This window comes from Acinetobacter sp. P37 (assembly GCF_057480965.1).
On record NZ_JBLIYY010000027.1, the window covers coordinates 1 to 26,153 of the forward strand.

Annotated in this window: 32 protein-coding genes; 9 read left to right on the forward strand and 23 right to left on the reverse strand. The window is 40.8% G+C overall.

All coding sequences use genetic code 11. The annotated features are described in order from the left end of the window. The 5 genes from AC25JC_RS16350 to AC25JC_RS16370 form a co-directional block, all read right to left on the reverse strand. The coding region (locus AC25JC_RS16350) for a GTP-binding protein (RefSeq protein ID WP_257225333.1) at positions 1-204 on the reverse strand (204 nt) is incomplete at its 3' end. Between the two features lie 93 nt (positions 205-297). Then, positions 298-2,433: an elongation factor G gene (gene fusA, locus AC25JC_RS16355; RefSeq protein WP_111885035.1), complete on the reverse strand. Its 2,136-nt coding sequence runs from the start codon at positions 2,431-2,433 to the stop codon at positions 298-300. A gap of 131 nt (positions 2,434-2,564) precedes the next feature. Next, positions 2,565-3,035 carry a 30S ribosomal protein S7 gene (rpsG, locus tag AC25JC_RS16360; RefSeq protein WP_005011815.1) on the reverse strand — a complete coding sequence of 157 codons (471 nt, stop codon included), beginning with the start codon at positions 3,033-3,035 and terminating at the stop codon, positions 2,565-2,567. Between the two features lie 178 nt (positions 3,036-3,213). Next, entirely contained in the window at positions 3,214-3,588 is a 375-nt protein-coding gene (rpsL, locus tag AC25JC_RS16365) for a 30S ribosomal protein S12 (RefSeq protein WP_000246374.1), read from the reverse strand. 155 nt (positions 3,589-3,743) lie between these two features. Continuing rightward, the gene (locus tag AC25JC_RS16370) at positions 3,744-5,204 is read right to left on the reverse strand and encodes an EcsC family protein (protein WP_486924457.1); all 1,461 of its coding nucleotides are present in this window, start codon (positions 5,202-5,204) and stop codon (positions 3,744-3,746) included. A 273-nt stretch (positions 5,205-5,477) separates the two neighbouring features. Here AC25JC_RS16370 and AC25JC_RS16375 point away from each other — a divergent pair, with 273 nt between their 5' ends. Continuing rightward, the gene (locus tag AC25JC_RS16375) at positions 5,478-6,707 is read left to right on the forward strand and encodes a beta-ketoacyl synthase N-terminal-like domain-containing protein (RefSeq protein WP_111885033.1); all 1,230 of its coding nucleotides are present in this window, start codon (positions 5,478-5,480) and stop codon (positions 6,705-6,707) included. Positions 6,708-6,775: 68 nt separating this feature from the next. After that, positions 6,776-7,228 carry a protoporphyrinogen oxidase HemJ gene (gene hemJ / locus AC25JC_RS16380; protein ID WP_180077409.1) on the forward strand — a complete coding sequence of 151 codons (453 nt, stop codon included), beginning with the start codon at positions 6,776-6,778 and terminating at the stop codon, positions 7,226-7,228. A 69-nt stretch (positions 7,229-7,297) separates the two neighbouring features. Here the strand turns inward: hemJ and AC25JC_RS16385 are convergent, their stop codons facing one another. From AC25JC_RS16385 to AC25JC_RS16425, 9 genes are all read right to left on the reverse strand, one after another. Next, complete coding sequence (locus tag AC25JC_RS16385) at positions 7,298-7,543, reverse strand: hypothetical protein (protein ID WP_486924458.1); 246 nt, start codon at positions 7,541-7,543, stop codon at positions 7,298-7,300. Between the two features lie 51 nt (positions 7,544-7,594). Next, the gene (locus AC25JC_RS16390; protein ID WP_180077411.1) at positions 7,595-7,825 is read right to left on the reverse strand and encodes a hypothetical protein; all 231 of its coding nucleotides are present in this window, start codon (positions 7,823-7,825) and stop codon (positions 7,595-7,597) included. A gap of 42 nt (positions 7,826-7,867) precedes the next feature. After that, the gene (locus AC25JC_RS16395) at positions 7,868-8,104 is read right to left on the reverse strand and encodes a hypothetical protein (protein WP_486924459.1); all 237 of its coding nucleotides are present in this window, start codon (positions 8,102-8,104) and stop codon (positions 7,868-7,870) included. Between the two features lie 120 nt (positions 8,105-8,224). Next, positions 8,225-8,698 (reverse strand): peptidoglycan-binding protein LysM, encoded by a 474-nt coding sequence (gene lysM / locus AC25JC_RS16400; RefSeq protein WP_078190053.1) that lies wholly within the window; start codon positions 8,696-8,698, stop codon positions 8,225-8,227. 191 nt (positions 8,699-8,889) lie between these two features. Continuing rightward, the gene (gene acpP / locus AC25JC_RS16405) at positions 8,890-9,126 is read right to left on the reverse strand and encodes an acyl carrier protein (RefSeq protein WP_078190054.1); all 237 of its coding nucleotides are present in this window, start codon (positions 9,124-9,126) and stop codon (positions 8,890-8,892) included. Between the two features lie 85 nt (positions 9,127-9,211). Next, positions 9,212-9,946 carry a 3-oxoacyl-ACP reductase FabG gene (gene fabG / locus AC25JC_RS16410; protein ID WP_078190055.1) on the reverse strand — a complete coding sequence of 245 codons (735 nt, stop codon included), beginning with the start codon at positions 9,944-9,946 and terminating at the stop codon, positions 9,212-9,214. Beyond that, positions 9,943-10,923, reverse strand: a complete 981-nt coding sequence (gene fabD / locus AC25JC_RS16415; RefSeq protein ID WP_180121252.1) for an ACP S-malonyltransferase — start codon at positions 10,921-10,923, stop codon at positions 9,943-9,945. The genes fabG and fabD overlap by 4 nt, the downstream gene beginning before the upstream one ends. 205 nt (positions 10,924-11,128) lie before the next feature. Beyond that, entirely contained in the window at positions 11,129-11,311 is a 183-nt protein-coding gene (gene rpmF, locus AC25JC_RS16420) for a 50S ribosomal protein L32 (RefSeq protein ID WP_004279227.1), read from the reverse strand. Positions 11,312-11,388: 77 nt separating this feature from the next. After that, positions 11,389-11,946, reverse strand: coding sequence for a YceD family protein (locus tag AC25JC_RS16425; protein WP_078194223.1), 558 nt, complete (start codon positions 11,944-11,946; stop codon positions 11,389-11,391). Positions 11,947-12,043: 97 nt separating this feature from the next. On the opposite strand from AC25JC_RS16425, the gene AC25JC_RS16430 reads away from it, so the two are divergent. From AC25JC_RS16430 to AC25JC_RS16440, 3 genes are all read left to right on the forward strand, one after another. Next, positions 12,044-12,706, forward strand: a complete 663-nt coding sequence (locus AC25JC_RS16430; RefSeq protein ID WP_486924460.1) for an elongation factor P hydroxylase — start codon at positions 12,044-12,046, stop codon at positions 12,704-12,706. A gap of 89 nt (positions 12,707-12,795) precedes the next feature. After that, positions 12,796-13,413: an L-threonylcarbamoyladenylate synthase gene (locus tag AC25JC_RS16435; RefSeq protein ID WP_180116527.1), complete on the forward strand. Its 618-nt coding sequence runs from the start codon at positions 12,796-12,798 to the stop codon at positions 13,411-13,413. Between the two features lie 103 nt (positions 13,414-13,516). Further along, positions 13,517-13,840, forward strand: coding sequence for a hypothetical protein (locus AC25JC_RS16440; RefSeq protein WP_180116526.1), 324 nt, complete (start codon positions 13,517-13,519; stop codon positions 13,838-13,840). 14 nt (positions 13,841-13,854) lie between these two features. Here the strand turns inward: AC25JC_RS16440 and AC25JC_RS16445 are convergent, their stop codons facing one another. After that, complete coding sequence (locus tag AC25JC_RS16445; protein ID WP_486924461.1) at positions 13,855-14,574, reverse strand: GNAT family N-acetyltransferase; 720 nt, start codon at positions 14,572-14,574, stop codon at positions 13,855-13,857. Between the two features lie 339 nt (positions 14,575-14,913). Between AC25JC_RS16445 and AC25JC_RS16450 the strand changes: the two genes are divergently transcribed. The 3 genes from AC25JC_RS16450 to rluB are packed head-to-tail and all read left to right on the forward strand — an operon-like array spanning position 14,914 to position 17,461. After that, positions 14,914-15,708 (forward strand): segregation and condensation protein A, encoded by a 795-nt coding sequence (locus AC25JC_RS16450; protein WP_180116524.1) that lies wholly within the window; start codon positions 14,914-14,916, stop codon positions 15,706-15,708. Further along, positions 15,705-16,301, forward strand: a complete 597-nt coding sequence (scpB, locus tag AC25JC_RS16455) for an SMC-Scp complex subunit ScpB (protein WP_078190063.1) — start codon at positions 15,705-15,707, stop codon at positions 16,299-16,301. The genes AC25JC_RS16450 and scpB overlap by 4 nt, the downstream gene beginning before the upstream one ends. A gap of 41 nt (positions 16,302-16,342) precedes the next feature. Then, a complete protein-coding gene (gene rluB, locus AC25JC_RS16460; RefSeq protein ID WP_430623075.1) occupies positions 16,343-17,461 on the forward strand; it encodes a 23S rRNA pseudouridine(2605) synthase RluB in 1,119 nt (372 codons plus the stop codon). A 47-nt stretch (positions 17,462-17,508) separates the two neighbouring features. Here the strand turns inward: rluB and bioD are convergent, their stop codons facing one another. The 5 genes from bioD to AC25JC_RS16485 all read right to left on the reverse strand — a co-directional run bounded on the left by bioD (position 17,509) and on the right by AC25JC_RS16485 (position 22,216). Beyond that, on the reverse strand, positions 17,509-18,159 hold the full coding sequence (gene bioD, locus AC25JC_RS16465) for a dethiobiotin synthase (RefSeq protein WP_486924462.1): 651 nt from the start codon (positions 18,157-18,159) through the stop codon (positions 17,509-17,511). Then, positions 18,156-18,944, reverse strand: coding sequence for a malonyl-ACP O-methyltransferase BioC (bioC, locus tag AC25JC_RS16470; RefSeq protein ID WP_486924463.1), 789 nt, complete (start codon positions 18,942-18,944; stop codon positions 18,156-18,158). The genes bioD and bioC overlap by 4 nt, the downstream gene beginning before the upstream one ends. A gap of 7 nt (positions 18,945-18,951) precedes the next feature. After that, positions 18,952-20,109: an 8-amino-7-oxononanoate synthase gene (locus AC25JC_RS16475; protein ID WP_486924464.1), complete on the reverse strand. Its 1,158-nt coding sequence runs from the start codon at positions 20,107-20,109 to the stop codon at positions 18,952-18,954. Then, positions 20,106-21,398 carry an adenosylmethionine--8-amino-7-oxononanoate transaminase gene (gene bioA / locus AC25JC_RS16480; RefSeq protein ID WP_486924465.1) on the reverse strand — a complete coding sequence of 431 codons (1,293 nt, stop codon included), beginning with the start codon at positions 21,396-21,398 and terminating at the stop codon, positions 20,106-20,108. Before bioA ends, AC25JC_RS16475 begins: the two co-directional genes overlap by 4 nt. A gap of 86 nt (positions 21,399-21,484) precedes the next feature. Continuing rightward, positions 21,485-22,216 (reverse strand): alpha/beta hydrolase family protein, encoded by a 732-nt coding sequence (locus AC25JC_RS16485; RefSeq protein ID WP_180107865.1) that lies wholly within the window; start codon positions 22,214-22,216, stop codon positions 21,485-21,487. A gap of 223 nt (positions 22,217-22,439) precedes the next feature. Here AC25JC_RS16485 and AC25JC_RS16490 point away from each other — a divergent pair, with 223 nt between their 5' ends. Next, positions 22,440-22,973, forward strand: a complete 534-nt coding sequence (locus AC25JC_RS16490) for a peroxiredoxin (RefSeq protein WP_372491124.1) — start codon at positions 22,440-22,442, stop codon at positions 22,971-22,973. A gap of 58 nt (positions 22,974-23,031) precedes the next feature. On the opposite strand, the gene ftn is transcribed toward AC25JC_RS16490, so the two are convergent. The 3 genes from ftn to AC25JC_RS16505 form a co-directional block, all read right to left on the reverse strand. Then, entirely contained in the window at positions 23,032-23,496 is a 465-nt protein-coding gene (gene ftn, locus AC25JC_RS16495) for a heteropolymeric bacterioferritin subunit Ftn (protein WP_067762676.1), read from the reverse strand. 361 nt (positions 23,497-23,857) lie between these two features. Next, on the reverse strand, positions 23,858-24,832 hold the full coding sequence (rlmF, locus tag AC25JC_RS16500; RefSeq protein ID WP_486924466.1) for a 23S rRNA (adenine(1618)-N(6))-methyltransferase RlmF: 975 nt from the start codon (positions 24,830-24,832) through the stop codon (positions 23,858-23,860). A 354-nt stretch (positions 24,833-25,186) separates the two neighbouring features. After that, a complete protein-coding gene (locus AC25JC_RS16505) occupies positions 25,187-25,975 on the reverse strand; it encodes a hypothetical protein (protein WP_180011991.1) in 789 nt (262 codons plus the stop codon). Positions 25,976-26,153: the final 178 nt, after the last annotated feature.

The window sequence follows — 26,153 nt, forward strand, 5'->3', positions numbered from 1 at the left end:
TACGTGTGAAGTATTAATTGTAATACCACGTGCTTTTTCTTCTGGTGCAGAGTCGATTGCAGCGTAATCTTTCGCTTCACCACCGAATTTTTTTGCACATACAGTTGCAATTGCAGCTGTTAAAGTAGTTTTACCGTGGTCGACGTGACCAATTGTACCCACGTTAACGTGTGGCTTATTACGTTCGAACTTAGCCTTAGCCATGAGATCTTCCTTTTTAAACTACTCATGCAGGGATACTGCATGAGCATTTGGTTTTTAACTATGAATTAGTTTGGGCTTATAGTAATCGAAAGATTACTCGTCGTCACCTTTTTTACCGCCAGATTGGAACTTAGCGATGATGCCTTCAGCCACGTTACGTGGTGTTTCAGCGTATTTAGCGAATTCCATAGAATAAGTCGCACGACCTTGAGACATAGAACGCATATGAGTTGCGTAACCAAACATCTCAGAAAGTGGAACTTCTGCACGGATAGCTTTAGTACCACCAGGTAAATCGTCCATACCTTGAACAAGACCACGACGACGGTTTAAGTCACCCATGATATCGCCCATGTAGTCTTCTGGAGTTTCTACTTCAACTTTCATGATAGGCTCAAGAAGAACAGGATCTGCTTTCATGAAACCGTCACGGAATGCGTAAGAACCAGCCATTTTGAACGATAATTCGTCAGAGTCGACGTCATGGTAAGAACCATCGAACAATGTCGCTTTGATGCCAACAACTGGATAACCAGCTAGGACACCATTCTTCATACGTTCTTGGATACCTTTGTCAACCGCACCGAAGAATTCTTTAGGTACTACACCACCAACAACTTCTTCAGCGAACTCGTAATCTTTGCCAGCATCTTCAGCAAGTGGTTCTAAACGTACGTATACGTGACCAAACTTACCTTTACCACCAGTTTGACGTACGAACTTACCTTCTTGTTCAACTGACTTTTTAATAGTTTCACGATACGCAACCATTGGTTTACCAATGTTCGCTTCAACGTTGAATTCACGCTTCATACGGTCAACAATAATGTCAAGGTGAAGCTCACCCATACCAGCAATAATTGTTTGACCAGATTCTTCGTCAGTACGTACGCGGAATGAAGGGTCTTCTTTCGCCAAACGACCTAAAGCAACTGACATTTTTTCTTGGTCTGCTTTAGTTTTAGGCTCAACCGCAAGCGCAATTACTGGCTCTGGGAATTCCATACGCTCTAGTGTAATTACATTATTTTCATCACATAATGTATCACCAGTAGTAGTATCTTTAAGACCTACACATGCTGCGATATCACCCGCACGAATTTCTTCAATATCGTGACGGTCATTTGCGTGCATCTGTACGATACGGCCAACACGTTCGCGCTTCATTTTAACTGGGTTATAGCAAGGGCTACCTGCTTTAAGCACACCAGAGTAAACACGTACGAATGTTAAGTTACCTACAAATTTGTCGTTCATGATTTTGAACGCAAGCGCAGAGAACGGAGCATCATCAGACGCTTCACGAGAACCTTCAGTTTCGTCTTTGTCGTCAAGGATACCTTTAATCGCCTCGACATCAGTCGGCGCAGGTAAGAATTCAATTACAGCATCCAACATACGTTGAACACCTTTGTTTTTGAACGCTGAACCACAAAGCATTGGTTGAATTTCATTCAACAATGTACGTGCACGTAAACCTGAAACGATTTCTTCTTTAGTTAACTCACCTTCTTCAAGGTACTTGTCCATGAGTTCTTCTGATGCTTCCGCAGCAGCTTCAACCATGTTAGTACGCCATTCGTTAGCAGTATCAACTAATTCAGCAGGGATTTCGCCATATTCAAACTTCATACCTTGAGACGCTTCGTCCCAGATAATCGCTTTCATTTCGATTAGGTCAACAACACCCTGGAAGTTTTCTTCTGCACCGATTGGAACAACGATTGGCACTGGATTACCACCAAGACGTGTTTTAACTTGTTCAACAGCACGGAAGAAGTTCGCACCAGTACGGTCCATTTTGTTCACGAATGCAATACGTGGAACTTTATATTTATTTGCTTGACGCCATACAGTTTCAGACTGAGGTTGTACACCACCTACAGCACAGTAAACCATGCATGCACCATCAAGAACACGCATAGAACGTTCAACTTCAATAGTGAAGTCTACGTGTCCTGGGGTATCAATTACGTTAATACGGTGCTGTTCGAATTGGTTACCCATCCCTTTCCAGAAGCATGTTACTGCCGCTGAGGTAATAGTAATACCACGTTCTTGCTCTTGTTCCATCCAGTCTGTAGTTGCAGAACCTTCGTGAGTTTCACCAAGTTTGTGACTCTCACCTGTGTAGAACAAAATACGTTCTGAAGTGGTAGTTTTACCAGCATCAATGTGCGCAGAGATACCAATGTTACGATAACGAGAAATTGGGGTTTGACGAGCCATGATTTCTAGCATTCCTAAATTTTGTTGTTTAAAACAGGACGCTTTAAGCTGCATAGCAACTTAAAGCGATTCGATGACAAAACAGTGACAACTGATTTGTCACCCTCCTGAATAGGGGCTGTTTTATCCGCTTAGAAACGGTAATGAGAGAAGGCTTTGTTGGCTTCAGCCATACGATGCACATCTTCACGTTTTTTGATCGCTGCGCCTTTACCTTCAGCTGCATCAAGCAACTCACCAGCAAGACGTAAAGCCATAGTTTTTTCAGAACGCTTAGCAGCAGCATCTACTAACCAACGCATAGCCAAGGCAGTACGACGGGATGGGCGTACTTCCATAGGCACTTGGTATGTAGCACCACCAACACGGCGTGCTTTTACTTCGACCATAGGACGAACTTTTTCAAGAGTAGTCTCGAAAAATTCAACTGGGTCTACTTTAGATTTTTCTTGAACGCGGTCTAAAGCACCGTAAACGATACTTTCAGCAATAGATTTTTTACCATCTTGCATTACGTGGTTCATGAATTTAGCGATTGTTTGGCTGCTGAACTTAGGATCCGGAAGGATTTCACGGGCAGCAACTACGCGACGTCTTGGCATTTTAATACACCTAATAAATATGACACTTCAGGTTACTCCAGCAGGTGCACAAAGTGTCATGTGCTTTCGCTGGCCTTACTATACGTCGCTTGGAATTTTCACAAAAAATGCAGAAATCAGACAAGCGAGACGATAAAGGATTGCAGTTCTAAGGAACTAAGAAGTTAATCTTTTCAGATTATTTCTTAGGACGTTTAGCACCGTATTTAGAACGAGACTGGTTACGATCTTTAACACCAGCACAGTCTAAAGAACCACGAACGGTATGGTAACGTACACCCGGTAAATCTTTAACACGACCACCACGGATAAGAACAACACTGTGCTCTTGTAGGTTATGGCCTTCACCACCGATGTAGCTAGAAACTTCGAAACCTGAAGTTAAGCGAACACGGCAAACTTTACGCATTGCTGAGTTAGGTTTTTTAGGTGTAGTTGTGTAAACACGTGTACAAACACCACGACGTTGTGGACAAGCCTTCAACGCAGGAACTTTAGATTTTTCAACTAAAGTTGTACGACCCTTACGGATCAACTGATTTGTTGTTGCCATTTGGCAATTCTCCCGTTAATAAAAAGCCCCAAAAAATACTACTTTTTGAGGGCATGCAATTGTAAGCGAAGACTTAAAATTGGTCAACAATATACGATCATCGAAAACATTTATTCATCATGAGTTGCGCAATTTTTCACCCACAAATAAATAGTTTATTTTTCAGAAGAATCTGCTGATTTTTTTGTAACTTTATCTACGGTTGCTGTTTTGGCTTTACGCGGCTTAGTTTTGGGTGCAGCTTTTTCCACTGGGACATCCTCCTGCTGTACAGATTCCAACACCTCAAACTCATCTTTTTCAGCTAAAGCAGGTTTTTGCGCAGCCCCGAGTGCATGAGGCTCAACAACTTTCTCCGCAAGTGCCTCCAAACCTTCTGAGACTTTTTGTTCCTGCTCTACTTCCACTTCGGCTGCATCAGAGTTTTTAACTTGTGCTTTTTTAGTGACTTTTACTGCGCGGATACTCTCATGACCTGTAACATCTATGGTCTGATCTAGTACCGGCTCAGCCAAATCAATATCTTTCGCCTTAATACCTTCTAGTAATTTAGGTGTTGCTTGAGCAAGCAACTCAAGAGATCGCTCATAGGCATGTAAAGGTGACAAGCTAATATCCTGATGCTGCAAAATATATTGGCGCGCATTAGAAAAGACTTGCTGTGCCTTCTGATTCACTTCATCCACTAAACGGCGACTATACACCACACTTACACCAACACTCGCCACAGGAGATAATCGTGATAGCTGATTTAACAATGAAACTTTTGGCATTTGATTGAGCCATGCCCACTTAAACTGACCATTTTCATCTAGTACATATTTTTTCAATGCTGCTGCATCAGTATCTGAACCCACCAATTGCTGCAATTGATGTAAATCACTATTTTGTAGCGTACTACTCAGAGCTTTTATTGCCATAAGCAAAGTTTGTTTTTCTGCAATTAAACTCAAGTCGACCTGTTTAAAAATAAACTGAATAATATCTTGGTCACTTTCTTTGCTTAAGTCGAAACCATAAGAACGTCCAACTTGATAAATCACTCGCAGAGTCATAATCAGTGAAGCAGGGATATCAATACTTGAACCAATGACACCTGTCGCACCTGTTAAAGCCCCTTGAATCGAAGCAATCCATTTATTTTGCTCACCCAGAGCCTGACTAATACGACGCGAACGATCGACATCTTGTGTCAACTCTTCTAAATCACGTACCCCAGCTTCATCCAGTACAGCATCTACAGATGAAATATCCGAACTAAAATGATTAAGTCGATCAAATAAATAATCAGAAATTTTGTCACTAAATTGAGGAGCAACAAAATTAGCCACATTATTTACAGTATTAAAATGTCGACCGAATAATTGTCTAGAAACATTTGGAACGTGTTCACGTAAGATTTGCTGTGGATTATCATATTTTTTTACATCAAATACGCCCGCTTGCCTTGAATGACCCTCCAAGGTTTGACCATTTTTTTGAGGTTGAATGACCTTAGTTACGGATTCGGGTGCGACATGATTAATGATGGACACCCCAGTAGAACTGAGCTTTTTAGCCACTCCAAAGGCGTTTGAGAGTAGACCTGCCGTTGGTTTATTATTCGTTTTCACCATTCCCCACCTCATTAAAACTATTCTTGAAATTATTGATAAATACTAGGTGTAGTCAAACTTTATCACAACTTGAATATGTATCTTTAAGTTAAGTTTTTTGCTGCAAAGTTGCAAATTAGCTCAGTCAACAATAGGCATAGGATTTGCCATAAGAATTCAAAAAGCTTTCTGCTATCATTATTCCAATCAAATTATATGAGTTCGCCTATTTAGAAAGTTTCCTTCGTATACTTTCTATAGCTTGCTCACACACTACCTATAAAGGATCTGTAGATGAAACGTGTTGTAATCACTGGTATGGGCATCAACTCATGCATTGGTAATACATTAGAAGATGTCACTCATTCTTTGCAAAACGGGATTTCTGGAACACGTTTCAACCCAAGTTATGCTGAACTTAATTTTAAAAGTCATGTCAGTGCGGCTGCAGAACAAAACTTTGACGGTATTGACCGCCGTTTAAAACGCTTTATGGGCGTATGCGCAATGTATGCATACAACTCAGCTTTGGCTGCGGTAGAAAATGCAGGCTTAACAGCAGAACAAATCGGTGGTAATCCACGTTACGGTATTGCGGGTGGGTCAGGTGGTGGTTCAACTGCATCTGTTGTTGAAATGAAAGAACTTCTAGACACCAAAGGTGCACGTAAAGTTGGTCCATTCTTTGTACCACGTAATATGACCAACACCATTACTGCAAACGTGGGTGTTGCATTTAAAATGCAAGGTATTGCACACACCATTACTAGCGCATGTGCAACATCTGCAGATGCCATTGGTTATGCATACAATTTGATTCAATTAGGCAAACAAGACTTAATGCTTGCCGGTGGTGGTGAAGAAGACCATTGGTCACAAAGTCTTTTATTTGATGCAATGGGTGCACTTTGTTCAAAATACAATGACACTCCTGAAACTGCTTCCCGCCCTTACTCTGCTGACCGTGACGGTTTCGTGATCGCTGGCGGCGGTGGCTTCGTTGTACTAGAGTCACTTGAACATGCTCAAGCACGTGGTGCAAACATTTTGGCTGAAGTTGTCGGCTATGCAGCAAATTCTGACGGCGCTGACATGGTTGCACCATCGGGCGAAGGTGCGACGCGTTGTATCCTTATGGCTTTAGAAGAAGCTAAACAACATGGTGTAGATACCATCGACTATGTTAATACACATGGTACATCTACTCCGGCAGGCGATGTCACTGAACTTAAAGCGATGGAGCGTGCTTTCGGTGAAGGGCAAGTTCCTCCGCTCAGCTCAACCAAGTCGATGACCGGTCACAGTCTGGGTGCTGCAGGTGTACAAGAAGCGATTTACTCTATTTTAATGATGCAAAATGACTTTATAGCACCGAACATCAACGTGACTGAACTTGACGAAGGCGCAAAACCTTTTGATATCGTACTTGAAAAACGTGATGCAAAATTGAATACTGTGATGAGTAACAGTTTTGGTTTTGGCGGTGTAAACGCTTGCCTCGTTTTCAAAAAATGGGAAGCATAATATAAAGTTTGCTGCTTTGGCGCTTCGGTGCCAAAGCACATACCCACCGCCCTTTTAAGGGTTAATATATGGATGCTCCATCAGATGCTTTCCTCTGGGTAAAAGCATTGCATATCATCGCAGTTGTTTGCTGGTTCGCAGCGCTATTTTATCTCCCTCGCCTTTTTGTCTACCATGCTATGAGTGAAGATGCTACCAGTCATCAGCGCTTTCAAATCATGGAACGTAAGCTATACCGCGGCATTATGTGGCCCGCTATGATTGCTACACTGATCACTGCGCACTTCCTCGTCGATTGGGGTGATGCAACACGACACTACCATGAAGCGCTTTGGTTCTATTTAAAAGTTGGATTGGTGGGACTATTGGTGATTTATCATTTTGTTTGTGGTTATTACCGTAAAAAGCTTATCGAAAATGCACATTATAAGTCGCATAAATTCTGGCGTTATTTTAATGAAATGCCCACTTTGATTTTATTTGCGGTTGTCATTTTAGTTGTAGTGAAGCCAAGCTTCTAAACGACTGTAAAAAAGCCCCTACTCATTGGGGCTTTTTTATTTCTATACCAAAATGTTTATATACAAAAACTACAACTGCACACAGCTATCTAAAATATTCCAATTGTGTGCTCTAAATTGCTCACGCGGATACGGCACTTCAGCACACAACATCCCCTCTTTCTTAAAGAAACGTCGACCGTGGCTATTTTGACTCAACTGCGTTAAATCAGTCGCCCCCCCCTGATTCAACAAATTAAAAATCATAATACGATCATTCAAAATATGCCCTGCAAGCACAGAGTGCTCCCAAGGCACCCCCTCTATATTGGACAAAGTATTGCCCAAATAATTTTTGATATACCAAGATGAATACTGTCCCTGTTTTTAACCACCCTGCATCCTAAACGAATCATAAGAAAGCTCAGATAGCTGTGCCGCCTCTTCATATTGCTTAAACAATTGATTTGCAGTTTGATTTGGCAAATACAACCAATACATCAAGGAGGTATTCCAGCCCGATGATTGCTGCACCTGCTTCAACACCGCATATACGCCATAGGCTTCCAATTGCGCTGCTGAGCGCAAACTCAACTGACGAGTACTTAAAGGCTCCAAATAAACTACTTGTCCAGTCTTTAATTGTTCATTACGTATAATTCAGACATAACGTGCCAGCCAGTTTTGAATCAGCATCCTTTCAACCAATGAATTCGGGCGCTCAAGCATCTGCTGCAATCTTTGATATTCAGCCATATATGCATCCAGCTTATCCTCTTTATTTAACGCAATATTGATCTGATAAAGGATCGCCAACTGATTTAAATACTTAAGTCTGGATATGTGGAATTGCTCGGCATACTTAGACTGCGGTATTGGTCTGCATGCTGCAACCATGTGTTAAAGCGCTGCAACGGCACCTTTTGAATTATTTCAGCCGCATTATATTCAACCCCACCATTCACGCATACAAAAAAAAGCCATCACAAGATGGCTTTTTGTTTTAAACGCAAATACTTATGCAGGAATACGCAGTACTTGCCCTGGGAAAATGTCATCGGCATTTTTTAACAAAGGACGGTTCGCTTCAAAAATTTTATTGTATTGATTTGCATCACCATAAAATTCTTTAGAGATTTTAGACAAATTATCTCCTGATTTAACAGTGTAGAATTTACTTTCAGGCTCAGGACTCGTCACTGTTAACTGATCATCCACTTGCGCCACATGATCAATATTTCCTACTGCTAAGATAATCTTTTCACGATCTGCTTGGCTTTGTACCTGACCTTTCACTGTTGCTAGATCTGAAGTCCCGTTATAACTCACAGACAAGCCTGTTACAGGTAAGCCCAGTGCTTTGATATGACCCAATAACTTATTGGCAATTTCTTGTGCAGATGGTTCAGAAGGTGTTGCTGGCGCTGCCTGAGGTTCTGCAGGCGCTGTATTTTTTTTACCAATACCTTTTACAAAATCAAAAAGACCCATGTTTTTCTCCGTTGTTTTTACTGTTTTAAATCATTTAACTATTGTTCAAACTCTATTTTTATAGCTAAAAAATAACCGCTTTTGAGTTGTTGTTGGTGACAGAAACGTAAGCTAATGTAAAAACAAAATATTCGGCATAAAAAAAGCCACCGAATGGTGGCTTTTTAAATCAGCATCGCTGAAATCTAAAATTAACCTAGTTTCTTAGAAACGTAGTCAATTGCAGATTGTACAGTAGTGATTTCGTTTGAATCTTCATCAGGAATAGTGATGTCGAAATCGTTTTCGAAAGACATAACTAATTCAACTAGGTCTAGAGAGTCTGCACCTAAGTCATCCATGAAAGAAGCTTCGTTTTTGATCTCGTCTGCTTTAAGACCAAGTTGTTCAGCTACTGCTTGTTTTACGCGTTGTTCGATATCGCTCACAGGAATTCTCCTCATTGCTTGTGGCGTTTTTAATGCCGTTAGTTTAATTGAATCTAAATCGTTTTGAAAGTTTATACTTGAGCGCTTAGCTCATGTATAAACCACCATTTACATGTAATACAGTTCCGGTAATGTAACTTGCCTTTTCAGAAGCAAGAAAACTTACGGCATTTGCGATATCTTGCGGCTCACCTAAACGGTTTAAGGCCACTTGATCACTCATCTTTTTACGAATTTCTTCGCTTAACTGTTCTGTCATTTCTGTTGCAATAAAGCCCGGAGCCACTGCATTTACAGTGATTTGGCGGCTTCCCATCTCTTTTGCAAGGCTGCGACCAAAGGCCTCAATCCCTGCTTTTGCAGCAGAATAGTTTGCTTGTCCCGGGTTAGCAAAATGTGCAACCACAGAACTAATATTAATAATTCGGCCAAAACGTGCTTTGGTCATGCCCTTTAAAACACGTTTAGAAAGTCGATAAACGGCTTTCAAATGAATGTTGAGAATGTCATCCCAATCATCTTCTGACATACGAAGTAACAAATTATCTTTGGTAATACCAGCATTGTTCACTAAAACCAATACTGAACCAAAGTTTTGCTCAATGTCTGATACCAATGCATCAATTGCAGTTGCATCACGTACATCTAGAACTTTACCCGCACCATTTTCAGCAAAAGCAGCAGATAATTTTTCCGCACCCGCTTCTGAAGTTGCAGTACCTACAACAAAATAACCGTCTTGAATCAATTGCTGAGCAATTGCTGCTCCAATCCCTCGGCTCGCACCTGTTACTAAAGCAACTTTGCGTTCTTGTGTCATGCAATTTTCCCTTCTGCCACTAAAATGGCATTCAGTGCATCTTCCATACGACCTTTCGTGTCGAGTGGGAATGCTTTTTCAATATTTGGCAAACGTTTTGCGAGATTCGCAAGGACATTACCCGGACCACATTCAGCAATGTACTGAATACCTTGGTCTTGCAAATACTGCATGGTCTTTGTCCACTGTACAGATTGGTATAACTGTGCAGTTAACGCCTGACGTAATTGCGCTACATCAGTCGCGATTTCAGCGCCTACATTTTGTATTACAGGTATAGTAGGCAGCTCAATGGCAGTTTGTTCCAATGCTGTCGCAAACTGTTCAGCAGCAGGTTTCATCAATGCACAATGCGATGGCACAGAAACCGGAAGTGCAATTGCCTTACCGCCATTATCTTTAGCAGCAGCCATAACCGCTTCAACCATGGCTTTATCACCCGCAATGACAACTTGACCTTGTGCATTGTAGTTTGCAGCATCTACTGAACCTGGGCCTTCTGCTTGAGCACAAAGTTCAATGACTTTGGCATCATCTAGACCCAAAATTGCCGCCATTGCACCTTGACCTTCAGGTACAGCACTTTGCATTAACTGACCACGTAGGTTCACCAGTTTAACGGCATCACCTAGGCTCATCGCACCTGCAGCAACCAAGGCGCTGTATTCACCTAATGAGTGACCTGCAAGGTATTTCGGTGCAACACCACCTAACTCTAACCACACACGCCATAAAGCAATACTGGCAGTCAGGAGTACAGGTTGAGTAAATTCTGTTTGGTTTAACCCTTCACCACTTTGAGCAATTTGCCAAAGATCAAAGCCAGCCGCTTCTGATGCTTCTGCAAATGTTGCTTGCACACTACTAAACTGTTCTGCAAGTTCAGCGAGCATGCCGACTTTCTGTGACCCTTGACCCGGGAACACGAATGCAGTTTTAGTAGCTTGAGCTGCTTGGTCGAGTTGTTTAGCAGACATAAAAAAATCCTTTATCAAGACTGGTGAATTTATGCTATTTGGACATTTATTCAACACAATCCCATGTAAGCTTGTTTCAGGGACGGAAATTTAACACTTAATTTTTGTCTTGGTAATTGCCAAATGCAACAAAAAATCGGTACAAAAAAAGGGAGCTTAACGCTCCCATTTTTTCTACTAAGCTTGACGCTTAATACATCACCAATTATTCAGCAGATGCTTTAGCGAATAATTGACGACCACGGTAGATACCATCTTTAGATACGTGGTGACGACGGTGAGTCTCGCCAGTAGCTTGGTCTACAGTTAATGCATTCTCGGTTAAAGCGTCATGTGAACGGCGCATGTCACGGCGAGAGCGACTTTTACGGTTTTGCTGAACGGCCATGATGGCTCCTTACAAAGATCGAAAAAATGGATCAGAACAAATTCGATTGTCTTATACTCAAGAGTATAACACAAAAATTAGTTAAGTTTACCCTTCAAACCTGCCAAAACATCAAACGGGTTGTCCCGTTTTTCTTCAACAAGCTCTTCAGCGGCAGGTTGATGCTTATGTTCACAAGCGTCATGCTTAGGTGACAAAGGCATCAACAATAACAATTCATCCTCTATCAGTGATAGTAAATCAGCAGTCGCAGGCGCATCATATGAACCTTTGGTTGTTGCTTCACTTTCACCTAAAACGATGAAATCAGCATCCTCATCCAAGCGCTCTATCAGTGACTCGTCATCTACAAGAGCTAGATGAAAACTTGAAACAAGTGGGATCTCAACAGTATCCAGACAACGCTGGCATTCCATTGGAACATTTGTTTCAACATGACCATCTAGCCATACAATGCGATGATAAGCATCCATTGATAGCTTACAGTCTATGTTAATCAATTGATCATCAATTGATCCAACAGCTTCACGAGCAATGCGAACAAAGCGAGATAATGGCAGTGTTCCTGACCATTTAAAGCCCTGTTCAGCCCATTTAAACGGCTCAATCTGTGCCGGAAAGGTATTTGCTGACATAATTAAGGCGGCAATTCTACAAATTCATCAGTACTCTGTCAAAGATTAAGATACAATTTTGTACTTATTTAGACAGACCATTTGGGTAACTTAAGTTATGCATCTGTTGCAGCCGCAAACAGAAGTGAATGTTTCATCACTTATGAGCACAATTTCAACGCTTGATTCTGACATTTCAACCGACCAAGTGCAACTCTCGGCTTGGGAGAAACTTTCCACAGAAGCAGAACACGTCGATTGGCTCATCTTACACTTTAATCATTGGTTTTCCCACCTGAATGTGTGCTTAGTGAAAGGTGACTGTGAGCCCGAGTACTTTCCTGCCGATTTAAACGGCCCTGCCCGCATTCAATTTGCTCATGGTTATTTCAATAGCGCCTTGCATGAAATTAGTCATTGGACTATTGCTGGTGATCAACGCCGTTTACTTCCCGATTTAGGCTATTGGTATGCACCAGATGGTCGTAGCAAAGAGCAACAAGCCCTCTTTGAACAAGTTGAGATTAAGCCGCAAGCGATCGAATGGTTATTTGCCAAAGCCTTTGGGCGTAAGTTTCGTGTCTCACTCGACAACCTCACCGGTGAAGGAGGAGATGGCAGCAGCTTTAAAGATAATGTCTATGCTCAATTACAGGCTTATTTTAAAGGCGAAGCCAAACTTCCACGCGATGCTTGGCGCTTTATCCAATGCATTTGCCACTGTACACGTGCTGGCAAAATGTTACAGGCGAATGAATTTCAACGTGAAATGCTTGATTAAATTATACAATTTGACTGCATTTCACATTGCACAAAGCGAATAGACCGCGACATAATGTCTAGAGCTTTTAATAATAAGAGGAAAACGACATGTTGCATTTAAGAATACATCCGGAAAATCCTCAGCCCCGTTTAATTACGCAGGCCGTTGAACGGATTCGTGCCGGCGATGTGGTGGTTTATCCTACAGATGCCGCCTATGCCATCGGTTGCCAGATTGGGAACAAAAATGCCATGGAACGCATTGCCCAAATTCGTCAGCTCGATGCTAAACATCAATATGCGATTATTTGTGCAGATTTATCTGACATTGCCACTTATGCCAAAGTCGACAATGCCATGTATCGTTTATTGAAAAATAACACCCCTGCTGTCACTACCTTTATTTTACCTGCGACCAGTGAAGTTCCTCGCCGTTTAATGCATCCTAAAAAGAAAACCATTGGACTCCGTATTCCGAGCAACCCGATTTGCCAATTATTACTCCAAGAATTGGGTGAGCCTTTATTAACATCGACCTTAATTTTACCGGGTCAAAAAGAACCGATTGATGATCCTTACGAAATTGAACTGCAAATCGGTAAACGCATAGATGTATTGATTGATGGAGGTTTAGGTACTTTGAATACCACTAGCGTTGTAAACCTTGCAGGTGAATACCCAGAAGTGATCCGCCGCGGTGTCGGTGATGTCAGTGCCTTTGAATAGCATGTACTGTTAAATACATGCTGTTACCGATCAGAGGCACAGCATGTAAAGGTCATCTGCTCAAAACGCAGTTAAAGCACCTTTCGATAAAGGAATCGACCTGATGACTTTATTTCAAATTTTACTCAAACTCCAAAATGCGACAGACCTCAGTATCTCTAAGAAAAACAGTCTCAATCATCTTGCTATATATGCCAGTGAGCCATGGACGTTAGAATCCACGGCTCAACTAAGGGCAGCATCTGATAAAAATTTAATTTCATCAACATCACCACCTCAGGCTTTTCATTATTTTCTACATACATCAACAGTCAAATCGCTGTTTAAACGTAGAGCTAATCAAAACCTCTGTTCGCAAGCGCAGTGCCAAGTCATCATCGAATTTGCACTTGAACAAAGGGTCTTACTAACAGGTTCAAAGCCTTGATCGTGTACTTTTGCTCAAGCGCAATAAAGCTGCATAAATTCCTTTAAATGAATTTTTTGTTGCCCCTGCTCATCAAAGTTGTTTGTATCGAGCCATGCTGTATAAGCTTGAGACAATATTGGCCAATCCTGATCCAACATCGCAAACCAAGCAGTATCACGATTACGACCTTTCACAATCACATGTTGACGAAACAACCCTTCAAATTGAAAGCCAAAACGTAAAGCTGCATTTTTCGAAGGTGTGTTCAAGTCATCACACTTCCACTCCACCCGTCGATATCCCGCTGCAAAGCATGCTTTTAACAATAGATAAATGGCTTCTGTTGCGGCGGTTGATCGCTTCATTAAACTTGAAAAATAGACATTACCAATTTCGATGACAGCATGTGCTGGGCGTACATTGAGCAAAGCAACCCATCCTACAATGGCATCACCAACCTCAATGACATAATGCATCGAACCCGCAAAATGAAAGGATTGCTGAAAATAATCACGCAATTGCTGCATGCTTTGAATTTGAGAATAAGGCAAATACGTCCAACAGCGTTCATCGGGTTCTTGTTGTACTGTCTGCCATAGCCGCTGCAAAAGACTTTCATCAAGCTGATCGGGCAACATTGGAATAAGTCGAACAGATTGCCCCTCTTCGGTTTTACACCTGAACTGGCAAGGTTCAAACTGCGCCAACGTCATCCCTACGGCCTGACCCCATTGATTATATTGTTGTGGCATAGCAAATATTCTTTTAGTCAATTCATTCAAATCATTTCATGCTGGACGCCCATCATCCAGATATCACAGCTTAAATGAGTTCATTGAGTGATGAGTGTATTTTTTACAATTAACACAAGATGTGATCGATATCACAGCTTTAAAATTTTACATGTGTATAAATAAAGCCTATTCCCTATAAATTTTAAGTTTTTTACCCAATTCAACCGTTCAGTAATTTCTTTAAACGCATTTTTCCATTACACTATTCCTTATAACTTTTGTGCTTTTACTTTCGATGTGAGATCGAAGCGAAAGCTGTCTGCATGCCTTTGAAAATTCGCGTGGCCTATAATTGCAATGAACCAAACTGTCCATAATTCTATGGAAGATGCTCCACACATTCGCGTTTTGGATGAGTGGCAAGAAGCTATTCCAGAAGATTTGTACATTCCACCCGCTGCATTTGAAATTCTATTAGAGCATTTCGAAGGACCACTCGACTTTCTGATTTACCTGATTCAAAAAAATGGCTTCGACTTATTACAAGTCGATATTGCCCCGATTGCATCCCAATATTTGTCTTATATGGATGCAATGAAATCCCTAGATATTGAATTAACCGCAGACTATATGGTGATGGCAGCCCTATTGGCCGATTTAAAATCGCGCCTATTATTGCCAAAACCTAAATCGACCGCGGCACATGAACAAGATCCTAAACAAGAATTGATTGACCGTTTAGAAACGTATTTGCGCATCAAACAAGCTGCGGAAAGATTAGGTCAAATGTCAGTGTTGGATCGAGATACATTCGATACCAATGTCAGTTTAGGAACGATTATCGAAACCAATGATGGCTATGACATTCAATTACTTCGTGATGCCATACTCTGTGTTTTTAATCGACCAGAACCGGTTACCCACCAAATTTTACAAGAGCCTGTCTTACTCGAAGAACGTATTGCTTATATTGAAACTAAGCTAGAGTCAGGTGAAGTATTAGACTTTGCGGACTTACTCAAACCAAGCCAAGGCCGCATGGGTGTTGTCGTGACATTTATGGCCGTGTTGGAACTGACACGCCAACAAAAAGTCCAAATTGTCGCATCAGGTGTAGAAGCACCGCTTGCAATTCAGGGAGCACGTGCATGAACACTGAACTTAAACAAATGACTGCAGTGTCTTCAGAAGATAATCTGCATGAAATTTTGATGCAGCTTGAAGCCATTATTTTTGCCAGTGAAGCGGCAGTGAGTATTGCCCGTTTAAAAGAGGCTTTCCAAGATCGTTTCAGTAAAACCGAATTACGCCAATATTTGCAGCAACTTTCAATGCTGCAACACGGCAGATCAATTGAACTTGTTGAAACCGCTCAAGGTTTCCGTTTTCAAGTACGTGCAAAATATCGTAATATTATTGCACAGACCTGGCCTGAACGACCAACTCGTTTATCGCCATCCTTGCTCGAAACTCTTTCTGTCATTGCTTACCATCAACCGGTAACCCGCGCAGATATTGAGCAAATCCGCGGGGTGACCAACAATAGTCAAATTTTACGTACGTTATTTGACTGGAACTGGATTAAAGAATCTGGTTTTCGTGAACTCCCAGGACGACCCGCGTTGTTAGTTACAACGCCTCAATTTTTAAATGCTTTTGGTCTAACCTCTTTGGGCCAATTGCCTCCCCTGCAGGATGCCAAGGAAGCTTTTATGGCCCTCGATGCGAATGCACCGAAGTCATAAATAGGTGAACTGTTGATGATAATTTCTAAGGTTATGCTGTCATGAGTGAAAAATTGCAAAAGGTGCTCGCACGCGTTGGTTTGGGTTCTCGCCGTTATATGGAAGAAGTCATTGCCGCTGGTCGTGTGAGCGTAAATGGGCAAGTTGCCCAAGTGGGTGAACGTATCGAACCAGGTGATGAGCTTCGCATCGATGGTCGTAAAGTTCAGTTCCAAATTGAAGACGAAATTCGTCGCCGTGTGTTGATTTACTACAAACCAGAAGGCGAAATTTGTTCACGAAATGACCCTGAAAACCGTCCAACGGTATTTGAACAATTACCTCAAATTACAGGTGATCGTTGGGTGATGGTGGGTCGTCTAGATATTAACTCTACAGGTCTATTGCTGTTCACGAATGACGGTGAACTGGCGAACCGTTTAATGCACCCTTCTAGCGAAATCGAACGTGAATATGCCGTTCGTGTCATGGGTGAAGTCACTCCTCAGTTAAAAAACAACATGTTACAAGGCGTTGTTTTAGATGATGGTCCAGCAAAATTTGAGTCATTCTCTGAAATTGGTGGTGACGGTATTAACCGTTGGTATCAAGTGGTTGTAAAAGAAGGTCGTAACCGCGAAGTTCGTCGTATTTTCGAATCTCAAGGCTTAAAAGTGAGCCGTCTTTTACGTACACGTTATGGTTCAGTAATTCTGCCACGCGAACTACGTACTGGTCGTTGGATCGAGCTAGATAAACAAGATATTGACAACTTAACCAAGTCAGTTGAGCTTAAACCACGTCAAGGTACTGGCCTGTTTGGTATGGCTAAACGTCGTACTGAACGTATGCAAGACAAACCAATGGCAGCACGTCGTGGTGGTTACTTACGCCAACAACGTCGTGACAGTGACGAAAACCAGCCACAACAAAGCAATGGTTATCAAGACAACCGTGGCGAACGTCGTACTAGCCGTACTGAAGGTGGTTTCCAAGGCAATGGATTTAATCGTTCAGAGCGTCGCAACGACGGTTTCAACAATAACCGTAATGATCGCAACAGTGAAAACTTCGGTAACCGTGAACGTCGTAACGACAATTTTGGCAATCGTGAGCGTCGTAATGACTCTGTGCCAAGTCGTGCATTTAGCGGAAACAACAAAGGCTTTAAGAAATTTTAATTTCTTAAGTATAAAAAAACCGCTCATTTGAGCGGTTTTTTGTTTCTTTATACAGATGGAATTACAGGAACATCAATCCATAATGCTTGTGGAAAGTGTTTCGCTAAATATGCTTTTAAATATTCAGCAGTATCTTTAGAAATCAATGCATCTTGCGATTCATCATTTAAATTATAAGCGAGTGCATAAAGCACTAAGCCACGACTTTTTAGTGCTTCCAAACTTAAAATCGTATGGTTAATGCTGCCCAAACGACCTGATGTCACCAAAATAATGGGATATTGTTTCTCTACAACATAGTCGATGGTTAAAAGATCCGTGGTTAATGGCACCATCAACCCACCCGCACCTTCGAGTAAAACGTTGTCATATTTTTCAGTTAAACGTTTTGTCGCGTATTCGATTTTAGCAAAATCGATTTCACGCCCATCGAGTTTGGTGGCGAGATGTGGCGACGCAGGATAACTAAATATTTCAGGCATCGTGAGTTTGGTTTCATCTTCGACCAACAACCCCGTACCCATAATTTGACGATGTTGTTCTATATCCTCAGAAATATCGACATTGCCTGTTTGGATCAACTTTTGCGTGATCGTTCGCGCCCCTTGTTCATTCCATATTTTAGCCAAATAGCCCGTGGTATATGTTTTACCGATGCCTGTATCGATCCCACTAATGAAATAAACTTGCCCTGTCATGGCATTCTCCGTGCAATACAAAAAATCGGATGATAGGTCAGTGTATAACGCATCTGCCCAGTTTCATCACGCAAAGAAAACTGTTGATATGCTGAATAAAAATCAAAGAGCGATTGTTTCGTCCAACGAAAATGTGAGGCTGTCGCAGTCACACCTGTCGCTTTTAAATGCTGCAAAACCTGCTTTGGATGATCAAAATATAATGCCGCTGTCTGCTCTGAAAGATGCAAAATTTCAAAACCATTTTGACTTAATATAGCTTGAAGCATGTCGATATCGAGGTAGTCCAAACCCTGCCCAGTCAAAGCTTTTATTTCCTGTAAATTCTGCTGTCCAAAGGTCGAAAAACAAAAATATGCCTCTGGATTTAAACTTTGAAAGGCTTTTTCGACAATGCCCGCAAAGTTCCCTACCCATTGCAAAGCCGAACTGGATGCGATCAAGTCGATATGCTGTGGAAATTCTAGTTGTTCGATATCTCCTAGCCAGTACTGAATCTGTGGACTTGAGGGAAAATGCTGTTGAATTTCTGCATACAGATCATTTAAAACCAAATGATTGATTTGCATATTTTCCAGCATCAAATGGCTTAAATTCCCCGAGCCACATCCAATTTCAAAAACCATTTCTATAGGATGATTTTGCAACTTTGAACAATACTGCTGCATCAACTCAAATAAATGTTGAGCAATCTCTTTTTGTACAACGGCATGTTCAGCATAGCTGTGCCCTGCCTGAGCAAATCGCAACGCCACTTGGGATTTATCAATCTCAATATTATTCACAAGTCACTCACAACAATTGAGTCAAATGATCCAGATCAGTTTGTGTAATCTGAGCAGTGAGTGAAATGCGTAAGCGCGAACTATGCTGCGGCACAGTGGGTGGACGTACAGGCATGATATAAAAACCTGCCGCTTGCAAAGCTTGAGCCTTTGCCACAGTTTTATTCGACTCGCCAATAATGACCGGCACAATATGTGATGTAGATGGACAATCAAAACCTTTGGCTTGCACAGCTTGCTGCAAATTTTGACTGATTTGCTGTAAATGTTGACGCTCTGCTTTTAAATTTAAAACGTTCTTGAAAATAAAATCTGTCCACGCCATACAGATCGGGGGCTGTGCGGTACTAAAAATCAACGGTCGCATCGAGTTAATCAAATAGTCACAAATAATCGAATGACAGATGAGATACCCCCCTATTGAAGCCAGTGCTTTACCAAATGTACCGACTAAAAGATCAATATCATCCATCACCCGATATTGTTCAGCACAACCTAAACCGCGCTCACCGCGCACACCGATTGCATGCGCCTCATCGACATACAACATCACTTTGGAAAATTGCTTTTTAATCGCTGCCAGTTCAGCCAAATCTGTTTCATCACCATCCATGCTGAAAATCGATTCAGTCACCACAATAATCCGCTCAAAAGCCTCATCTTCATGGTATTTACATAAAAGCTGAGAAAGATGCGCCAAATCATTATGGCGATAACGTACATATTTCGCACTCGATAATCGGATGCCATCAATCATACTGGCATGAATCAGCTTATCCGCCAATATCAAGGTTTTACTGTCTGCCAGTGCAGGTAAAATCCCGATATTCATGTGATAGCCGCTATTAAATAACAGTGCTGATCGGCCATGAAAGGCATCACTTAATGTTGATTCAAGTTGTTCATATTCAGGAAAGTTTCCCGTCAGTAACCGCGAAGAGGATGAACTCATCCAACGCTGTGCGTTCGGGGTTTCATCAAAAAACTGTTCACGTAGATGTAGGTTTGAAGCCAGACCTAAATAGTCATTTGACGCTAAATTCAACATATTGTGATCGTGAATACTGATGCAATGATCGTGCTGAAGATTAGAAGTGAACTGACGTAAGTTGCCTTGCTGTTTCAGTTGATCAAGTTGATCTGAAAAATGGCTAAGCAGATTCATACCGACTGCCCCATGTTTTTCACCACCTCAACCATTTGTTCTAGCAAAATTTTTAATTCATACTCAGAAATAATATAGGGTGGCATCACATAAACTAGTTTCCCAAATGGACGAATCCAAATACCACGACGAACAAACTCCTGTTGTAGGGTTTTCATATCGACATTAAAGGTCAATTCCACCACACCAATTGCACCAAGTATTCGCACATCTTTGACATGTTCAAGCGATGAAAGTGCTGGTAAATGAAACTTCAATTGTGTTTCGATACGTCGAATATTCGCTTGCCAATCTCGAGACAGCAGCAGTTCGGTACTTTTTACAGCCACAGCGCAAGCCAAAGGATTTGCCATAAAGGTTGGGCCATGCATAAACACACCCGCTTCGCCTTGGCTGATCGTATTCGCAACTTTCTGCGTAGTCAGGGTTGCAGACAAGGTCATATATCCGCCAGTCAAGCCTTTGCCAATACACATAATGTCCGGCTCAACTGCGGCCCATTCCCATGCAAATAATTTTCCGGTACGGCCAAAGCCTGTGGCAATTTCATCAAAAATCAATAAGACCTGATATTTCTCACAGAGTAATTTAGCTTGACGCAAATATTCAGGGTGGTAGAAACGCATGCCTCCCGCACCTTGCACAATCGGCTCTAGAATCAATCCCGCAATATTTTCATGCTGCGCAGCCAAAGTTTGTTCAAGCTCTAAAATGTCGCCAGGATTCCACACCTCATCAAAGGCCGTTTGCGGTGCGGCAACAAAAATTCGATTGGGTAAACTGGAACCAAATATTTGATGCATCCCAGTCACGGGATCACACACAGACATCGCATTCCAAGTGTCACCGTGATAGCCCGAACGCGGCGTCACAAAGTTAGTCTTTTGGGTTTGACCCAATGACGACCAATATTGCACCGCCATTTTCAATGCCACTTCTACAGCCACTGAGCCTGAATCTGCATAAAAAATTTTATCTAAACTGGGCGGGGTAATATTAAGGAGCAATTTGCCTAACTGAATTGCCGGATCATGCGTGAAACCGCCAAACATAATGTGTGACATTTGTTGCAGTTGATCGGTCACAGCTTGATTTAGCTCGGGATGGTTATAACCATGAATTGCACACCACCATGAAGACATACCATCAATCAATTGACGACCATCTTCAAGCTCAATCATTACCCCTTGCGCACGTTTCACTTTAAACGTTGGAAGGGGCTGAGTCATCGATGTATAGGGATGCCAAATATGTTGCTGATCAAATTGTAGATCGGTTAAATTGGCCATCCCTCACTCCATGTATCAGGCTTAAACATCAATGTGGCAAGATGTTACCCCCACGCCAATGAAAAATAAATTGCCATAAAGCCCAGCTATTCAGAGATTTGTTCTATTTTCTTTAAATATTGGCAGATTTTGCAACTTATGACTTCAGATTGAAACAAGGGAAAGCCATGTGAGCCAGAAACCAATTCAGTCTCCAAAAACTTTACAGCTAAATTATGCAGTAAGCGTCCAACTTTGTAACTAACCAAATAATCTTGCTTAGCAAACAAATGGTATTGATGACCAGTGTAATTTTTCAAGATACTGACATTATTAAGCTTCTCCAAACAGTTCAATCCTGCTCGAAGCACATCTAAATTTTGCGCTTGAATCAAACTTTGCAAGGTGATGAAATCTTGCTTAGTGCTATCAGTACCCTGACAAACCATATAACCAAACTTCTTTAAGGTAGAAATCGCATCCTGCTCGAAAGATTGTTTGAAGCTTTGAAAACTCGCTTGATCCATCGCAGCAGGCCACTGTTCATCAGCTACAAAACTTGGATTTGAGCCTAATGTGATCAGCACTTTCTGTTGTTGATATTTTTTTTGAATTTCATCTACCAAAATCGTCGCCAATTGACCACCAAGGGACCAGCCAATAATCACATCAAATTGCTGCGCCAATTCAACTTTCTGTTCCAGCACTGCTAGATTTAAGGCATCAAAAATATTCCATAATTCGACCTGATAACCTTGGGTGATCAATGCCTGCTGTAAAGGAGCAAGTAATTTACGACCGCCGCCCCAGCCAGTAATAAGTAAAATCTGTTGTTTCAATGCAAACTCTAAAATTAAACGATTCCAAATAGTATAAAAGTTCAGAGCACGTTTGATAGTGGCATTTCAGCACATCAACCGATTTGCCAAAAGACATTCGAAATCTACTTCAATAAATATAAAATCAGCTAGCCTACAGCGCTTTAAAATTTGCTAAGATCAGATAAAGAACAATATAAACTGATGCTCTATGAAAGTTTCTTCATTGCTAAAAATCTGTTTCATGACATGTGCTTTAATAGCAACTACCCAAATCACAGTTGCTGAAACATCCATACTCAGCACCAATCAAAACAAACAAAAACAATGGGTAGGCACACCCGCACCCAACTTTAAATTGCAAGATCAAAATGAAAAATGGCACGAACTGAAGCAATATCAAGGGAAATGGCTCGTTCTGTACTTTTACCCTAAAGACAACTCACCCGGTTGTACAGAAGAAGCCAATCAATTTAAAACCCTATATCCACAATTTTTAAAAAGTAATGCTGTTGTTTTGGGCGCAAGCTTAGATGATGTTGCATCACATCAAAAATTCTCTAAATCACTCGGACTTCCCTTTCCAATTCTTGCCGATCAACAACATAAACTGGCGACACAGTTAGGTATTGTACGAAACTTAGGGATTTTGAAAGTTGCCAAACGTGAAACCTTTCTGATTGATCCGAAAGGCATTATTGTGTATCACTACAGTAGTGTGAATACACAGACACATGCGGCGCAAGTTTTGGCAGATATCAAAAAACTACAACAATAGTTTTCATGGTCCAATAAAAAACCCAGCAGAAGCTGGGTTTATTTTGATATTTTTTAAATTACATTTGAGACTGAATATAGTTTGGAAGACCAATGAGTTCGATCAAACGCATTTGCTTTTCAAGCCAGTAGGTATGATCTTCTTCAGTATCTGACATTTGCTGACGGAGCATATCACGGGTCACATAGTCACCCTTTTCTTCACACAATTTTACGCCTTGAGCAAGTTTCTCACGAACATGATATTCAAGCGCCAAATCCGCTTTTAAACAAGTCACAACGTCTGTACCGACTTCAATATCATCACGATTCATATTCGGCGTTCCTTCAAGGAACAATACGCGACGAATCAATGCATCTGCATGTGAGCCTTCTTCTTGGCTTTCATGATCGATACGTTCAAAGATTTTACTTAAGCCCCAATCTTCATACATACGGGAATGAATTAAGTATTGATCACGAGCAGCCAGTTCGCCACCGATCAGCATATTTAAGTAGTCTACGACTTCTGGATTGCCACGCATTTTCTTCACTCCATACCCTTTTCAAATATTATGGACAAGTTTCAAAATGAATGCAAAATATAATTTTTGTAAGCTTATGATTTTTATATAATTTAAATGATAAACATACGCATTTGCAGTTCAATTCCGCGCACTTTTCACATATAAAAGAAGCCCTTGCAGAAAATTTAAGGCATTTAGAACACGAAATAATCAAAAATCGCTAGATGCTGTTTTTTGTAACAATTAACAATGCGTCTTATTTAGCAAAAATATCTCCTGATTGATTCAACACACGGTGCTTATCGATATGGGAAACTTTATATTGATACCCTATGCATTGCAGTCAAGAGCAAGGTGAACATTTCCAAATAAGACAGGTTTAAGCTGAAGTCCAACGTGCATTCTTCCATGCTTGCTGCTGCTTTGAATCTAAAAAAGTCCAAGCGACAAAACGGCTTTCTTTTTGTCCCTGTGTCATTTTAATCGTTTTTACATCCACTGCACCGCTCTTCGCTATGGCTTTTAAGAGCACAGGCAATGTTATTTTCTTGGAAACCAGCGTACTAAACCATAGGCATTGTTCAGCAAACTGGATGCTCTCTTGTACCATTTGGCAGACAAATCGCTCTTCGCCGCCATCACACCAGAGTTCGTTCTTTTGACCGCCAAAGTTTAATACCACCTTGCTCCGATCAACTGGCTTGCCCAGTTTTCTTAATTTTTGCGTTGCTGTCGCGTTGGCTTCATCTTGCGAGGCATGAAATGGTGGATTACACATGGTCAAATCAAAACGATCTGAAGGTTTAATCACACCATTAAAAATATTGCTCACTTTTTTTTGCAATCGAATCTGAATGCCTTTACGCAGATTCGGATTTGCCTCCACAATAAATTGAGCACTTTTAACCGATGCAGCATGTATGTCTGAGCCGACAAATTTCCAGCCATAGCTGCGATGACCAATAATCGGATAAATACAGTTCGCGCCCACTCCGATATCTAAGACTTGAACGGCGTGTCCTGTTGGAATTTGCCCCTTGTTGTTAGCACTCAACAAGTCAGCCAAATAGTGGATATAGTCCGCTCGCCCCGGAATAGGCGGACAAAGATAATCTTGAGGAATATCCCAATATTGAATGCCATAAAAATGCTTGAGCAATGCTTTATTGAGCATTTTCACAGCGTGCGGATCAGAAAAATCTACCGATAAATCGTTATATTTATTTGGGCTGACAAAAGGTGCAAGTTCCTTACAGCTCTTGATTAACTGAGGAAAATCGTAACGACTACGGTGCAGATTTCGTGCATGTAATTCCGACTTTTGCTGCGGAAAAGATTTCTTTGCTTGCGCCATATGTATGCCAATATTCAACGGGAGAACAGAATCATCTGATAAGGCAGGATATCTACCTGCAAATTAGTTGATATTGTACGTGAATTTACCCCCCAATTGCTCCCCCAACCTGTTATTTGTCTTTCTGCAAATCAATAACCACGTGGACATCTATTCTTATTTAATCTGTACATTTTTGGTTGCTATAGCATTAGATTTCATTAAAAAAACCGTGGAAGATGAAGAATCAACAAAAAAAGCCCAATCTGTGATGATAGGGCTTTTCATATCAGCATAAAATAATGATTTATATGAAATAAAAGTTAGTATTCGTATAGCGTGTATTATGTTAATTTTAGGGGAACTTAATATTCATTATCCATCTAAATCAAATATATCTAGAGAATCAACATACGGTAAGATCATATAATTATGATCTGATAAATGTCGTTTCAACCTACTACTAGTTTCTTGATTATAAGAATAAATGTTATCTAATTCTTCGAAGAGAGAATCCAGTTTCTCTAAGGTAAAGCTTGGCTTCTTGATAAAAAATAATAAACTCGCACCTAAGCCAACATATTCTAGATCAAAATTCTTATCCAAATATTGGATTAAACTGAAAGATTCAAAAGGAGATAGATCACAACTAAAATATCCATTGAGCTGTGCTGCAAATTTTTCATGATCATTTTCAGAATTAACTAATTTAATTTGAATAACTTCATCTAAAATTTTTTCAGGCTGCTCATTAATTTTTAATAAAACAGATAGGTCTTGATCACTATAATTAAATTTTCCATGTAGATCATGAATGTTCACCTTATTTTCAGATCTTAATAATTGATCAATATGATACTTAACCTGAAATGGCAGGGTGTTGTCATAGCTTATATCTTCATCTTCACCCTCTTCAATAATTTCCGATGTATCAAAATAAAGTCCATCTCCCATCGAAGCATGCATAGACGTATATTCACACTGTCCTATATCTTCTAAAAGCATTAACACTTTCTTAGGAGCATTTTTTGCTTTAATTTCTAAATACAAATTGAGAACATCTTTCCAAGATTTAGATTCACTAATTGTTGCAAAACACAACAATTCTTGAGCCTCATCACTTAAAAGGGGATTTGCTTTCTTTTCGATATTAAGTGTAGTCATAAGATTTTTAGAAAGTTAACTGAAGCCAAGAATTATGTCAGATCTCCTCCATTTAACATAATGGCTGTTATACGAAATGAAAATGTTAGAACCCATTTAAAGTGTCTATATTCTCACCAATAAAAATGTCTAGTTTATGATGGTTTTTATCACCATGGACTGGATATAAATATAGATG